Origin of the sequence: Haloglomus irregulare (genome assembly GCF_007421925.1) — an archaeon.
GTDB classification, from domain to species: Archaea; Halobacteriota; Halobacteria; order Halobacteriales; family Haloarculaceae; genus Haloglomus; species Haloglomus irregulare.
On record NZ_QMDX01000009.1, the window covers coordinates 128,498 to 142,415 of the forward strand.

Below are 13,918 nucleotides of genomic sequence, written 5' to 3' on the forward strand. Positions count from 1 at the left end.
CCGGAACTCCAGGGGGTCCGCCGCGTTGTTGACGTAGTCCTCGCCGGTCAGCGGCCCGGCCGCGAGTCGAGCCGCGCCCGGTGGGGCGCCGGATCTCTCGACTGCGGTCGCAGTATCGTACGCACTCGGGCTCCCGCTCGCGTGGCCGCTCGTGAGCCTGCCGTGCGAGCGGCGTCTCGGAGCGATGACGTGGTCGGTCGTCCCGATACGGTAACCGACAACTCTCAGCGAGAGCCGTCAGCAACCAGGGACACGGTGCTCGCAGCGAGTCACCCGTCCCCGGCGGGCGCGGCGCTCCCGGGGGGCGTGAACTCGCCGCGGCGCGTCGCCGCCCGCAGTCCCAGCTCGGCGATAGTCCCGCCGCTCTCGACGGTCCGCCGGAGCGCGTCGAGCGCCCGCTCGAGCCGGTAGTCACTGGCCGCGTCGGCCAGCTCGCGGTCCAGCGCCTCGACCGCCGACCGCGCCGCTTCGCGGGTCTCTAGTGCGTCGTTCGCGACCTCCGCCTCCGCATCGCCGACGACGACGGCCGTCCCCTCATCGACGACGGACCGGGCGTCCCGGCCGAGCGCCCCGAGTTCCTCGGCCGGGAACGCGTCGGGAAGCGTCTCGACGGTCGCGGCGACAGTCCCGACGGTCTCGGCGTTATCGGCGACCCGTTCCAGTTCGCGAGCGGCGGTCCGCAGCTCGAACAGCTCCGACCGGCTCAACCCTAGCGCGTCGATCTCGTCGAGTCTTGAGAGCCCGCGCCCGAAGTGCCGGTCGATCATCGCGTACAGCCGGTCGGCCTCGTCGTCGCGGTCGGCGCCGGGTGGCGCCTCGTCGCCGGCGAGCGCGGCCATCGCGTCCCGGTGCATCGAGAGCGCGGTGTACCGGAGCTGCCGAACGGACTGGCGCACCGACACCTCGCCCGCGTCGAGCAGCGTCTGGACGGTCAGCTCCGTCTCGGTCTCAGTGGTGAGCGCGACCCCGACGAACGCGCTGGCGACCCGCTCGACGGCCTGCCGCTGGGCACGGGTGAACCCCGCCGGCGCCCGGAGGACCAGTTCCTCGAACCCCGCGGCGTACGACGCCCTCACCGTCCGTTCGAGCCGCGCGGGCGACTGGTCGCCGACGGTGAACTGGACCTGGGACGTGGCGTCGTCCGCGGGCGACTCCGGCTCGATTACCAGCTGCTCGTCGCCGTGGATGTCGATGTAGACGGTCGTCCCGGCGGTGATGCCGGTCCGCTCCGCCCACTGTTTCGGAAGCGATACTGTGTATGTCCCGCTGCCGACTTGCTGGACCTTACGTTGCTCCATCAGTAGATCAGCTCCGGGTCGCTCTCGACCATGTACAGCGTTCGCGTGGCGATGTTGACCGTGTGGTCGTCGATGCGTTCGAAATCACGGACGGTGAGGAGCAGCCGGGAAACATTATCCAGCAGCCGTTCCAGCTCCCAGGCATCGGTCGCGGCCTCCCGCTCGATGAGGTCATGAGCGACCGCGTCGGAGGCCCGCGCACACAGCGCGTCGATCTCGTCGTCATCCGCGTGGATGGATTGGCACGCGGCGGCGTCCCGGCCGGTGTACGCGTCGAGGCTCCGGCGGACGAGCGACCGGGCTGCCGACCCGATATCGGAAACTGCGACCTCCGGCGTGAGGTCACCGCCCGTGTCCGCGGCGTACCGGCCGAGGTTCGACGCGAGATCGGCGATTCGTCCGAGGTCGGTGAGAATATCGAACGAGGCGGCGACGAACCGGAGGTCGCCAACGGCCGGCTGCTGGAGCGCGAACAGGTCGATACACCGGGATTCGAGCCCGAGATACCGCCCGTTTACCGCGGCGTCCCCCCCTGCGACCTCCTGGCCGAGCGCCCCGTCGCCGGTCCGGAGTGCCGTCAGCGCCTCGTCGAGTCGGCCGAGCACGAACTCCCCCATCACGGGCACGTCGTCGCGGAGGGCGTCGAACTCGTCCTGGTGCTGCTCCCGAGCCATCGCTCTCACCCGAACTTGCCGGTGATGTAGTCCTCGACCCGCTCGCTCCGGGGGTCCTCGAACACCTGGTCCGTGTCGCCGTACTCGACGAGTTCGCCACCGGTGAGGAAGACGGCCGTCTGGTCGGAGATGCGGGCCGCCTGCTGCATGTTGTGGGTGACGATGACGACGGTGTAGTCCTCGGCCAGCTCCTCGATGAGGTCCTCGATCTTCGAGGTGGCGATGGGGTCGAGTGCGGAGGCGGGCTCGTCCATCAGGATGACCTCCGGGTCGACCGAGAGGCAGCGGGCGATGCAGAGCCGCTGCTGCTGGCCGCCCGACAGCCCGAGGGCGTTGTCGTCGAGCCGGTCCTGCACCTCGTCCCACAGCGCCGCGTCGCGGAGACAGCGCTCGACCAGTTGCTCGCGCTCGTCCTCGTCGCTCCGGTCGAGCAGCCGCGCCAGCAGCCCCGTCTGCAGGTCGCCATGCTTCTCCGGTCCGTACGCGATGTTCTCGCGGATTGATTTGGGGAACGGGTTCGGTGACTGGAACACCATCCCGACGCGCTTGCGGAGTTCGACCAAGTTCACGCTCTCCTGGTAGATCTCCTGCCCGTCGATCCGGACGGAGCCGTCAACCTCGGCGCTCCGGATGCGGTCGTTCATCCGGTTGAGACACCGGAGGAACGTCGACTTCCCGCAGCCCGAGGGGCCGATGAGCGCCGTGACACTCTCCTCCGGAATCTCGATGGAGACCTTCTTCAGCGCGTAGTCGTCGCCGTAGTAGACGTCGAGGTCCTCGGCAGCGAGCTTCGTCCGACCGTCGAACACGTACTCGCGCCACTCCTCGCGGACCTGTTCTTCGGTCTCGCCGCTGGTCGTCTCGAGGGGCTGGTCCGTTGCTGTCTCCGTTCGTTCCGCTGTCTCTGTTGTTTCACTCATGATTGAAGCCGCCTCCGGAAGTAGTACCGCGCGCCGATACCGATCGCGTAGAAGGACAACACCACCACCAGCAGGATCAGTGCCGTCGCCCACTGGAAGTCGGCCGGGTTGGCGACGGTGTCCCCCAGGCCGACGCCGGCCGTGATAAGGGCGTACAGCTGGAACGGGAGCGCCGTCGTCGCCTGCAGCAGTTCAGGGTTGGCGACGAACGGCGGCGCACCCGTGAACTGGAACCCGCCGATGACGTCGACGGTCTGTCCGCCGGGGACGAACGTCCCGCCGGTCATCGTCAGCAGGATGGGGGCCGTCTCGCCGGCGATTCGACCGACCCCGAGGATGACGCCCGTAACGACACCGGGCAGCGCCGCCGGGATGACGACGCTACGGATGGTCTGCCACTTGGAGACACCCAGTGCCGCGCTCGCGTCGCGGTACTCGTCGGGGACCGCGAGGATCGCCTCCCGGCTCGTGATGAGCACCAGCGGGAGGAGCATGAACCCGAGCGTCAACATCCCCGAAATCAGCGACTTGTTCCCCCCGAAGCGTGGGACGAGGAAGGCGAAGCCGAACAGGCCGAACACGATGCTGGGCGTGCTCCAGAGCCCGTTGGTCGCCACCTCGACGGCCTGTGTCAGCCGGCCGCGCTCGGCGTACTCAGTGAGGAAGATCGCCGCGCCGACCCCCAGCGGCACCGCGAACACCACCGCGCCGATGACGAGCCAGACCGTGCCGACGATCGCCGGCAGCACCCCCTGGAAGTCGTTCAGCAGCGCGGCCCCGTTCATGACGAACGGGAGCGAGAACGGGAGCGCGACCGAGACGCCGAACAGTCCGACCTCCGGCCCCACGCCGGGACCGAACTCGAAGCCGGTCAACAGCCCCGGAACCCCCCGCAGGGTGGTGAACGCGATCAGGACGAACAACACGCCGATGATGGCACCGGCGTTCACGTAGACGAGCACGTACGCCCCGATGTGACGACCGCGAGCGCCGAACCCGCCGTACGCTTTGGCAGCGGCCCAGCCGGAGATGAGCGCACAGAGCAGCGTCAGCACGGGGATGACGAACTCCGCGGTGAACGACGCCTGCTGTTCGAAGCCAAGAGCCCACACCCACGACGGTCCGATCGTCCCGGTGACGAAGACGATACCCGTCAGCAGGGTGAGCGCACCCGCCGGGAGCGTCGAGCCGATGTCCTCCCGGGGGAGCGCGGTCAGCGCGAAGGTGCCCCCCCCGACCACGGAGGCGACCAGGAACGAGCCGAGGCTCCCCAGCCCGGCCGTCTGGGAGGCGACCAGCCCGCCGATTACGAACCAGATAGTCGAGAAGGCAGTCGCCGCGACGAGGCCGGCGCTCGGGCTCGGCTCGGTCTCGACGTAGCCGAGATACGAGCCGACGCCGAACGTGATCACGGCGCCCCCGAGCGCCATCAGTATCAGCCCGAGCAGCGTGACGACCGGCACGCCCGCGACGGGCTCGCTGATCGTGATCGCCTCGAACAGCGCCGCCAGCGCCAGCGCGAACAGGAGGACCGCGAGGCCGACCGCCCCCGCCGCGACCGCGTTCGTCTGCGAGGTTCCGCCCGTGACGAGGTCGCCTTCGGTCGCACCCGCCATCAGACATCACCCCCGAACTTCCGGCGCATCCGCCACTCGATGTACTGTGCCCCGATGGAGATGACGAGCACCGTGATGAACAGGATGACGCCTGCGACGAACAGCGCGTCCATCTGGAGCCCGTCGGCCTCCCCGTAGTTGTTAGCAATGAGTGAGGTGAGCGTCGCCTGGCCGTAGAAGACGTTGTACAGCGGCTCCGTCAACTGCGGCACGCCCCGGAGCATGACCGTCGCGGCCATCGTCTCGCCGATGGCCCGCCCCACGCCCAGCAGGACCGCCGCGGAAACCCCCGAGAACGCCGCCGGCAGGGTGATGGAGGTCATCGTCTGCCAGTCCGTCGTTCCCATCGCGAGCGACCCGCTCTTCATGGACTCCGGCACGCTCGAGAGGGCGTCCTCGGCGACGGAGACGACCGTCGGCAGCGCCATCAGCCCGACGACGATCCCGACGAACAGGTACGTCCCCTGTCCGGTGGTCCGGAACTGGTCGGCCGCCCACGGGCTCAGGATGGTGAACCCGATGAACCCGTAGACGATGGAGGGGATACCGGCGAGGATCTCCACGCCGGGCTTGATGACCTCACGGACGACCGGGGGGGCGATTTCCGAGAGGAACAGCGCCGCCGCGATGCCCAGTGGCGCGGCGATGGCCGTCGCGATGAGTGTCACCATCACCGTCCCGTGAATCATCGGGATCATCGAGTACCGGACCGGCGGGGAGACCGCGTCCCACTGCGTCTGCGTGAACAGCCGCAGTCCCGGCACGGTGATGCCGGACACGGTCACGCTCTCGTACTGGATGACGGGGAGCGACTCGACGAAGATGAACACGGTAATCAACAGCAGGATCAGAATTGTCGAGACCATCATCGAGAACGTCAGCACCCGGGCGGTCAGGCCCTGATGGCGTGCCCAGCCGTACCCCGCGCTGCCGAGGAAGACGACGAACGGAACGATCGTCAGCGGCGAGACCGCCAGGAACCCGGCAAGTGCCGCCAGCAGCGAGACCGCCATGACCCCGACCGTGACCAGTGCCTCCGGCTCGGTCTCGTCGACGAAATCGCGGAGCTGGCGGCGCCGTCGCGCCAGCCTGCCCGTCCCGGCGCCCGCCTCGTTCGATGTACGTGCCATGATGTGTGGTGTGCGATGGATCGGAAGGGTCGCAGTCGGTCCTTCGTTGGCGGGGACGCCGTCTCAGGCCTGTTCCGGCAGCTTGTCCGACTCGGATTCGAGGTCCTTCGTCGGAAGCGGAATGTAGTTGTTCTGCTCGACGAAGACGATCTGGCCGAACTCCGTCAGGAACATGTTGAGGAAGGCACCCTCCCGCTTATCCGTCCCACTGGGGGTGCCCTCCGTGATCTTCGTGTACATGTGGAGGTCACGGTTCAGCGGGTACGCGCTGTCGAAGATGGTGTTCTCGGCGTCCTTGTCGGGTTTGTAGACGGTCCCCTCGAAGTTGATCGCGATCGGCTGGACCGACTCGCTGGTGAACGCCAGCGCCATGTACGCGATGGCGCCGTCGTTGTTGGAGACGGCCTCGGCGACCTGCTGGTTCTGCCCGAACCGGGAGGCGACGCCCGGCATCGGGGCCTCGGCGTCACCCAGCATGTTGAGCCGGAACGCCGTATCCGTCCCCGAGCCCTCCGCGCGGCCGATGACGAAGACCTCCTGATCGGGGCCGCCGACTTCTGACCAGTTGGTGATCTCGTCCTGGTAGATCTTCCGGATCTGCTCACCGGTGAGCTGCTGGACGCCGTTGTCGTAGATGTCGCTGCTCACGACGACCGGCTGGCCGTCGCGACCGACGACGTGGTCGACGAACTGCTCCTCGGCCTCGGAGTCGCTGATGCCCAGTTCCGCCGTGATCGGGCCGGAGGAATTCCCGATGTCGACCAGTTCGTCACGGACTGCCTTGCAACCCGTACCGGAGTGACTCAGGCTGACCGTCGTGTTGTACGGCGGGTTCGAGCGCTGCTCCGTCGGCTCGAAGCCGTACAGGCCCGCGAAGTAGTCGGCGAGGTTCTGGTCCGTGTCGAGTTCGTTCCAGCCAGGGACTGTACTCTCATCGTTCGAGCCCCAGTACTCGCCGTCGCTCGTCGGCGCGTTGGCGTTCCAGTAGGAGCTCCCTTTGTTCGAGATCGGGTATACCGTCGAGGACCCCTCGGCGGTGAGCAGTGCTGCACCGCTCCCACCATCGCCGCCGTCACCGCCGCTGCCATCGCTACCATCCTCCCCGTCGTCACCGCCGCTGCCATCGCTACCATCCTCCCCGTCGTCACCGTCGCCGCCATCTCCCGTGCAGCCCGCCAGCCCCGCCGCTCCGATGGCGCCCGAGGTGACGAGGAACTTCCGCCGTGATACGCCGGTGGCCGTTGTGCCATCAGACATCACCTGAATCCATCCGGGATTCGATTAAATCAGTTTATAATACCGATACGGGCCAGTACGCGCCAATATAGAGACAATTAATTGGCCCCGTCACCCCATATTCCGGCCTATTCCAGTATAAAGAGCTATATAACATGTAATACCCCTAAATGCGCTAGTTTTCTCGAACGTAGCAATCTGACAGAAGATATACTAACCTCTGTAGAAACCGAACGGTATGAGCGAGAGCGAGTCCACCGGCCGACCGGTCGAGGACGTGGTTGCAGCGGTCGTCGACGGCCGCGACCGCGACCCCGAGACGGTGCGCGAGGCGCTGGATCCGGTGACCGACGACGGCGTCGTCACGCGCGAGGCAATCGAAGCGGCCGTCTCCGACACCTCCAAGATCGCCGCCACGGCCGAGACGCGGGCCGAGTTGGCCAGCATCGCGTACGATGACGCCGTGGACGCCGCCACGCCGGTCGACGACCTCGCTATCGTGATGAGCCGACTGGACGAGTACGCGGACCGGCTCGACACCGTCGAGGCGCGGGCCGCCGCCCTCACCGACGACCTGCGGGCGCCCGTCGAGCGGCTCGGCGACCTCGGCGCGGTGTACGAGCTGGCGACGGGGCTCCGTGAGACTGCGGCGACCGCGCAGGCCGTCGCCCGGACGGCCGACGAACTCTCCGTCGACCTAGAGGCGTTCGAGGCGTGGCTCGACAGCCCGGAGCGACGGTCCGACGAGTTCGCCGAGGACGTCGACCTCGTCGACGAGTCACTGGCGGAGCTGTCCGACGCGGCCGCCGCGCTCCCAGCGGAGAGCGAGGCGCCCGCGGTCGACTGGGCAGACGCGACCATGCGAGCGCGCGTGCTCGACCTGTTGGTCGCCGACCTCCGTACCGAACTGACCGACCTCCAGACGTGGGCAGGCCGCGAAGACGAACCATTCCGTACCGGCTTGGACGGCCGTGTGGCGGACCTCGAGGGGCGTGTCGAGGACCTGCACGACGTGCTGGCCGAGTACGCGGAACCGGCCTGGCGCGATCGGTTCGGGGACGACCTCGCGGCGTTCGACCGCGACCTCGATGGGTTCGAACCGCCGGTCGACTGGGAGCGCGTGCGGGAGACACTGGCGGCGCGGCGGGAGCGGGCCTTCGAGACCCGCTAGGCGACCCACACCGGCCGGTCGACACGCGTGGTCCCGACCGCCCGGAGCCGGTGTCGGATCTCCACCCGGACCGGCTCACCGCGGACGGTGGTGTCGTACCGGACCCGGACCGACCGGATTAGCCCCGTCTCCGTCACGTCCAGTCGCGCGGTGACGTTCCGGGGTTCGCGCACGGAGAGCGGGACCAGCGTCGCCGGGAGGGTCGGCAGCTCCGTCGAGCGGAGGACGGCACCGTCAGCGGCCGACTCGACCCGGTAGGTCCCGCCCTCGAGGACCTGCTCGCGGAGCATCAGCCATCGCTGGAAATGGCTGGGCGCTGACGGGAACTGCCCCTGTTCGATGCGGTTGCCGGACGCGTCGAAGGTACGAACGTATGTCCCCGAGCCGTTGGTCCAGAGCTCGCTTCGCCCGATGGCGGGCGACAGCGGTCCGGAGCTGTTGATCTCGACACGCTCGAACAGCGTGCCGTCAGCGGCGACCCGCCGGTCCCGATGGATGCGGGTCGTCCAGTTCGTCCCCCGGATAGTCACCGTCCGGGTCAGGTGGTAGCCAGCCGAGCGCCCGCTCGCGTCGGCCGCGAGCAGCCGGTCGGCGTCGATGGCCGTCGGCTCCCCCTCGGTCGCGGGCACGCCCGGCGCGACCGGCGCGTCCTCGGGGACTGACGCCGGTGTCAGGGTTTCCGTCGTCGTCCCACCTGGGGCGGCGAACCCGCCACACCCGGCCAGCAGCACGAGACTGAGGAGGACGACGAGGGGCCGGTGACGGGACATCCGTCGGGGCTATGTCGACGACGGGGTTAGCTCTTGCCCGGATACTCGGTGCATCCGGGATGTATAGGGCACATTGCGATAGAATCGCGGAAGTAATCCAGATATCTATATAGAGTCGGGATACCGGGTGCCGGCGGTGATTCGGCAGGAGCGTCGGCGTGGCGCTCTCGGCCTCACGGGACTCCGAGGCCGCCGGTGACCAGCCGGACACCGACGACGGTCAGCAGGCCCAGCACGACGGCCCGGCGGGCCCGCTCGCTCACGCCGGTCCGGAGCCGCTTGCCGACCGCGACGCCGACGGCGGCCGGGACGGCGGCGACGACCGACGCCCCCGCGACGGCGGGACTCGGGTAGAGCCCCAAGGCCCCCGCGACGGCGACGCGGATGCCGTTCAGGCCGAGGAAGACGAGCGCGACGACGCCGACGAACAGGCCGTGCGAGAGGTCGAAGCTCCGGAGGTAGGCGATGAGTTGGACGCCGACATTGGTGCCGCCGAACAGGAGTCCGGAGATAGCGCCGATACCGACCATCCCGGCGCTCGACGCCCCGACCTCGCTCCTGCTGACCGCGTCGAGGCCCGGCAGCGGGACGACCCGCTGGCTGCTCGCCACGAACCCCAGCGTCAGGACGCCGAGCCCGACCCGGAGCGGCGCCTCGGGGAGGCTCTCGAGCACCGTCATCCCGACGACCGTGCCCACGAGCGCCGCGCCGATGAGCGGCGCGAACCGCCGGCTACAGCTCCGGAGCTCCTCGCCGGTGAGGTCCCGGACCAGCGAGACGTTCACGGCGAGGATGGGGACGATCATGAACACGACCGCGGTCGCCGGCTCGACCACCGTCGCCAGCGCCATCGTCCCGACGACCGCGAACCCGAAGCCGGCGAGCCCGTTCGTCGCGCCGGCGACGAGGATGACCGCCGTCCCGATCGCGACCAGGGTCGGTGTGAGCGCCGCGGTCATCGGTCGCCGCTCCCCCCGAGGCGGGGGCCGGTCGACTCGCGGTGCCGGCGTGGCTCGGACATTCACGCGAACCGTCTCCCCCTCGACACATAGCGGTGCCGACGGACGACGGCGGCGAGGCGGCCGTCGACCGGCAGCGTCCTCTCGATGCTGCTGACGGTCGATTCGACCCCGTCGATCGCCTGGCGGTCGGGGTGATCCCTCGCCATGGGACTCCGTTCGGGGGACCGGAACCCCGGCACACCGGCCGTGGAACGGCGTCGCACCCCGCCCCGGGCGGGTCTCTCCTCGCACTACGGGTACGCCCGTCCCCGCCCTAATGGGGCGTTTAATCAGATATTAGGGATACTGTCGTCGAATCCCTCGCACATCGGGGCAATCAGACGTTCTCAGCGCATACCCGGGCCTCTCGTACTCACCGGGTCGGGGCCGGGACCCGCCTCGCACCGTACGCCGACCTCCGGTGGGAGCGTTCCCGGGCCGCTCGACGCGCTCGGGACGGCTCGGTGCCGGATTCGGGCTCCGCCCCTCGCGCGGCGCCCGCCGTGCCGTCCGTCCCGGTCGCACACCCGACCGGCATCTTATCACCGTGCCGCCAGTTGTTCCGTACGAATGACCGACGACCCGACACGGGTCGCCATCGCCTGCCAGGGCGGGGGGAGCCACACCGCGTTCACCGCGGGTGTACTGCGGGGGCTGTTCCAGGACTGGCCGGACCGCTACGAACTAGTCGGTATCAGCGGCAGCTCCGGCGGCGCGTTCAACGCGCTGGCCGCGTGGTACGGACTCGTCACCGCGGACGAGGAGCGGGCTGCGGCGCTGCTGGGGGCGGTCTGGGACGACCTGGCGGCCGACGGCCTCGGTGACCGGGTCGCCAACGACTGGGTCGTCGGGCTCTCGCGCCTGGAGAACATGGGCGTCCCGGTGCCGGAGGTCAGCCCGTACCGGTCGCCGGGGTCGGAGTTCGGCCAGCGGGAGCTCCGTGAGACGCTCGAACGACATATCGACTTCGACGAGCTGCCGGATCTCTGTGGCCGCCGAACGCCGGAGCTGGTCGTCGGGACGGTCGACGTGAACGGCGGCGAGTTCGAGACGTTCACCAACGAGGCCGTGACGACGGAGGCCGTGCTCGCGTCGGCGGCGGTGCCGAACCTGTTCGAGGCGGTCGACATCAACGGCCACAGCCACTGGGACGGGCTGTTCAGCCAGAACCCACCGATAGACGACCTGCTGACGGTCCCTGCCGACCGCAAGCCCGAGGAGCTGTGGGTGATCCAGATCAACCCGCAGGAGCGGGCCGAGACGCCGACCTCGCTGGCGGAGATCGCCGACCGCCGCAACGAGCTGTCGGGCAACATCTCGCTGAACCAGGAGCTGCGCACCGTCGAGCGGGTCAACCAGTGGATCGACGAGGGGCATCTCCCGGAGAGCGACTTCTCGCGGACCGAGATCACGCGCCTGGAGATGGACGGGGAGTACCACTGCTCCACGAAGCTCGACCGCCGGCCGTCGTTCATCGAGGAGCTGCTGGAGCGCGGCGCGGCCCGGGCCCCGGAGCTGTTCGACGAGTGAGCGGCGGTCGCGCGCGGCCGCCGCTCTCCGCCGCTCGTAGCCTGAGCCCCCGCCTCGTCTTCGGTCGCGACCGGACTCCCCGACCGCCCGGCCCCGTCCGTCGGACTAGCGCCACCCGCCCGGGACCGATGTGGACGGGGATGCCTCCGGGGTCGAACCGGACGGCATCCACGTCCCTGGCCATCTCCGCGAGGAGGACCGCTACGCGATGCTGGACGCGCTGGAGTCACGGACCGTCACGGCCCACCAGGAGATGACGTGGCTCTCCGGCCAGGTCGATCCCGCATCGAGCCAAGATACGAACCGGACCGCGACATCCATGCGTCCGCGAACGGGAACATCAGTACGATAGCGTACGCCCGACCCCCGTCCACTGCCGGGCGGGACGTCATCCGACGGTCCGGCTGGTCGGGGGTTCGGCTCTCCTGAGGTCCTCGACACCACGTCGTCTCAGTGCGATAGCCACGGCACCCGGTCGGCGTCGGTTCCGGACGGTCACTCGCGCGTCGACGGCTTGTCGCCACTGGGTGCCAACGGTCGACTCACCGGTTCGTACCCCTGGTCGACCCGCGTCGCTATACCGGCGTGATCACGTCCGGTCCGTCGGCCCGCGATTCGATCATCTCCCCGCACTCGGGACATTCGTAGTCGAGACGGTCGGAGTGGATATGGATGATCCAGTCCCCGTTGACGTCGCTCTCGTCGTCACAGTTCGGACAGTGGAGCGCTACCTTGCGGTACGGCCGACGCTCCAGCTGGTCGTTGGAGGGAGACATCTTCACGGCTACGGCCTGACGGGGTATAACCTCGCGGTTCTCCGCGTCGGCACGCGACCGTCGGGTGCGCCCGGACGAGGACCCGTGGACCGGGGCGGCCGCGGGGTCCTATCGCCGACTCGGCGGCGCTCGTGACCCGTCCCGGGACCGCCGCGGCTGCCCGTCCCGCGACCCGATACGGGACGGCCCCGAGAACTCGACATCACCCCCGTCGCACAGCGGACCCACGTTTATCCGGCCGGGCCGCGGCCTTCCGCCCATGAGCACCTTCGTTGTCATCGGCGGCGACGCCGCCGGTATGTCGGCCGCCAGCAAGGCTAAGCGCGACGACCCCGACCTGGACGTCGTCGTCTTCGAGAAGGGCGAGTGGGTCTCGTACGGCGCCTGCGGGCTCCCCTACTACGTCAAGGGGGAGATCCAGGACATAGAGAGTCTCGTCTCCGTGACGCCCGAGGAGTTCCGCGAGGAGCGGGATATCGACCTGCGGACCGGACACGAGGTCGTCGCCGTCGACCCCGAGGACCGGACGGTCACCGCCCGCGGTCCGGACGGCGAGGTCGTCCAGCCGTACGACGACCTGCTGTTCGCGACCGGCGCCGCCGCCGTCACGCCACCCATCGACGGCCTCGACCGCGAGGGCGTCTACACGCTGGGCTCGATGTCCGACGGGAAGGAGCTCCGGGAGTACGTAAGCCGTGCCCGGTCGGAGGGCGACCTGCGCCAGCCCGACGAGGGCCCGGCCTGTCAGTTCCTCGGGACCTGCAACGGCCCGGTGGGCGTGGTCGGCGGCGGCTACATCGGCGTGGAGATGGCCGAGGCGCTCGCGGCTAACGACTTCGAGGTCCACCTGTTCCAGCGCGGCGACCGGGTCCTCAAGTCGTTCAGCGAGGCGACCAGCGAGACGGTCCTCGACCACCTCGACGAGCAGGACGTCCTCGTCCATCTCGGCGCGTCGGTCGAGGCACTGGCCGGCGACGACCGTGTCGAGGCCGTCGTCACGTCCGAGGAGCGGGTCCCGGTCGACATGGTGCTCGTCGGGACCGGCGTCGACCCCCGGACGGACCTCGCCGAGGCCGCCGGCGTCGAACTCGGCGAGACGGGCGCCATCGCCGCCGACGGCTACCGCGAGACCAACCTGCCGGACGTCTACGCCGCGGGCGACTGTGCCGAGGCGACCCACGTCGTCACCGGGGAGCCGGCGTACGTGCCGCTCGCGCTGACGGCCAACCGGCACGGGCGCGCCATCGGGCAGACCGTCGCGGGCACGCCGACGGAGGGCGGTGGCGTGGCCGGGACGGCCGCCATCAAGGCGTTCGAGATGGAGGCCGCCCGGACCGGCATCCTCGACCACGATGCGGCCCGCGACGCCGGCTTCGACCCGATCACGGAGACCATCACGGCGAAATCCCGCGCCGGCTACTACCCGGAGGGCGGCAGCGTCCAGGTGACCATGACCGTCGACCGGCCCTCCGGGCAGGTGCTCGGCGGGAGCCTCGTCTCCGAGTACGGCGAGGGCGCCGTCCACCGCAGCCACGCACTCGTCGGCGCCGTCACCGAGGGCGTCGCCGTCGACGAGTTCTCGAACTACGACCTGGCGTACGCCCCGCCGTTCAACACCACCTGGGACCCCGTCCTGACCGCGGCGAAGGTGGTCGACGGGACGCGCTGAGCGTGTGACATCGCGATTCCGGCCGAATCCATCGTACATATCCCGAAAATGATATCTATCCACGAAACGGTGGATGTAACCGAGAAACACGCCGAGTTCCGGGCCGTCGGTGGTGGACGGCGAGTCC

Annotated in this window: 14 protein-coding genes; 4 read left to right on the forward strand and 10 right to left on the reverse strand. The window is 69.2% G+C overall.

All coding sequences use genetic code 11. The annotated features are described in order from the left end of the window. Window positions 1-269: 269 nt before the first annotated feature. The 6 genes from DP107_RS13750 to DP107_RS13775 all read right to left on the reverse strand — a co-directional run bounded on the left by DP107_RS13750 (window position 270) and on the right by DP107_RS13775 (window position 6,895). On the reverse strand, window positions 270-1,298 hold the full coding sequence (locus tag DP107_RS13750; RefSeq protein ID WP_144262722.1) for an AbrB/MazE/SpoVT family DNA-binding domain-containing protein: 1,029 nt from the start codon (window positions 1,296-1,298) through the stop codon (window positions 270-272). Then, the gene (locus DP107_RS13755; RefSeq protein ID WP_144262723.1) at window positions 1,298-1,972 is read right to left on the reverse strand and encodes a phosphate signaling complex PhoU family protein; all 675 of its coding nucleotides are present in this window, start codon (window positions 1,970-1,972) and stop codon (window positions 1,298-1,300) included. Before DP107_RS13755 ends, DP107_RS13750 begins: the two co-directional genes overlap by 1 nt. 5 nt (window positions 1,973-1,977) lie before the next feature. Then, window positions 1,978-2,892 carry a phosphate ABC transporter ATP-binding protein PstB gene (pstB, locus tag DP107_RS13760; RefSeq protein WP_144262724.1) on the reverse strand — a complete coding sequence of 305 codons (915 nt, stop codon included), beginning with the start codon at window positions 2,890-2,892 and terminating at the stop codon, window positions 1,978-1,980. Further along, complete coding sequence (gene pstA, locus DP107_RS13765; RefSeq protein WP_144262725.1) at window positions 2,889-4,508, reverse strand: phosphate ABC transporter permease PstA; 1,620 nt, start codon at window positions 4,506-4,508, stop codon at window positions 2,889-2,891. Before pstA ends, pstB begins: the two co-directional genes overlap by 4 nt. Then, on the reverse strand, window positions 4,508-5,638 hold the full coding sequence (gene pstC, locus DP107_RS13770) for a phosphate ABC transporter permease subunit PstC (protein WP_144262726.1): 1,131 nt from the start codon (window positions 5,636-5,638) through the stop codon (window positions 4,508-4,510). Before pstC ends, pstA begins: the two co-directional genes overlap by 1 nt. A gap of 63 nt (window positions 5,639-5,701) precedes the next feature. Continuing rightward, window positions 5,702-6,895, reverse strand: coding sequence for a phosphate ABC transporter substrate-binding protein (locus DP107_RS13775; RefSeq protein WP_144262727.1), 1,194 nt, complete (start codon window positions 6,893-6,895; stop codon window positions 5,702-5,704). 217 nt (window positions 6,896-7,112) lie between these two features. Here DP107_RS13775 and DP107_RS13780 point away from each other — a divergent pair, with 217 nt between their 5' ends. Next, window positions 7,113-8,045: a halo transducer protein gene (locus DP107_RS13780; protein ID WP_144262728.1), complete on the forward strand. Its 933-nt coding sequence runs from the start codon at window positions 7,113-7,115 to the stop codon at window positions 8,043-8,045. Here the strand turns inward: DP107_RS13780 and DP107_RS13785 are convergent. The 3 genes from DP107_RS13785 to DP107_RS20150 all read right to left on the reverse strand — a co-directional run bounded on the left by DP107_RS13785 (window position 8,042) and on the right by DP107_RS20150 (window position 9,983). After that, window positions 8,042-8,815, reverse strand: a complete 774-nt coding sequence (locus DP107_RS13785; protein WP_144262729.1) for a hypothetical protein — start codon at window positions 8,813-8,815, stop codon at window positions 8,042-8,044. The genes DP107_RS13780 and DP107_RS13785 overlap by 4 nt on opposite strands. A gap of 173 nt (window positions 8,816-8,988) precedes the next feature. Continuing rightward, on the reverse strand, window positions 8,989-9,774 hold the full coding sequence (locus tag DP107_RS13790; RefSeq protein ID WP_144262730.1) for a sulfite exporter TauE/SafE family protein: 786 nt from the start codon (window positions 9,772-9,774) through the stop codon (window positions 8,989-8,991). 62 nt (window positions 9,775-9,836) lie between these two features. Next, window positions 9,837-9,983, reverse strand: coding sequence for a hypothetical protein (locus DP107_RS20150; RefSeq protein WP_185977317.1), 147 nt, complete (start codon window positions 9,981-9,983; stop codon window positions 9,837-9,839). 403 nt (window positions 9,984-10,386) lie between these two features. Here DP107_RS20150 and DP107_RS13795 point away from each other — a divergent pair, with 403 nt between their 5' ends. Both DP107_RS13795 and DP107_RS13800 read left to right on the forward strand, forming a co-directional pair. Then, window positions 10,387-11,346: a patatin-like phospholipase family protein gene (locus DP107_RS13795; protein WP_144262731.1), complete on the forward strand. Its 960-nt coding sequence runs from the start codon at window positions 10,387-10,389 to the stop codon at window positions 11,344-11,346. A gap of 130 nt (window positions 11,347-11,476) precedes the next feature. Then, window positions 11,477-11,698 (forward strand): hypothetical protein, encoded by a 222-nt coding sequence (locus tag DP107_RS13800; RefSeq protein WP_144262732.1) that lies wholly within the window; start codon window positions 11,477-11,479, stop codon window positions 11,696-11,698. Between the two features lie 223 nt (window positions 11,699-11,921). On the opposite strand, the gene DP107_RS13805 is transcribed toward DP107_RS13800, so the two are convergent. Continuing rightward, window positions 11,922-12,122, reverse strand: coding sequence for a hypothetical protein (locus DP107_RS13805; protein ID WP_144262733.1), 201 nt, complete (start codon window positions 12,120-12,122; stop codon window positions 11,922-11,924). Between the two features lie 259 nt (window positions 12,123-12,381). Between DP107_RS13805 and DP107_RS13810 the strand changes: the two genes are divergently transcribed. Then, the gene (locus DP107_RS13810; RefSeq protein ID WP_144262734.1) at window positions 12,382-13,791 is read left to right on the forward strand and encodes an FAD-dependent oxidoreductase; all 1,410 of its coding nucleotides are present in this window, start codon (window positions 12,382-12,384) and stop codon (window positions 13,789-13,791) included. Window positions 13,792-13,918 lie beyond the last annotated feature (127 nt).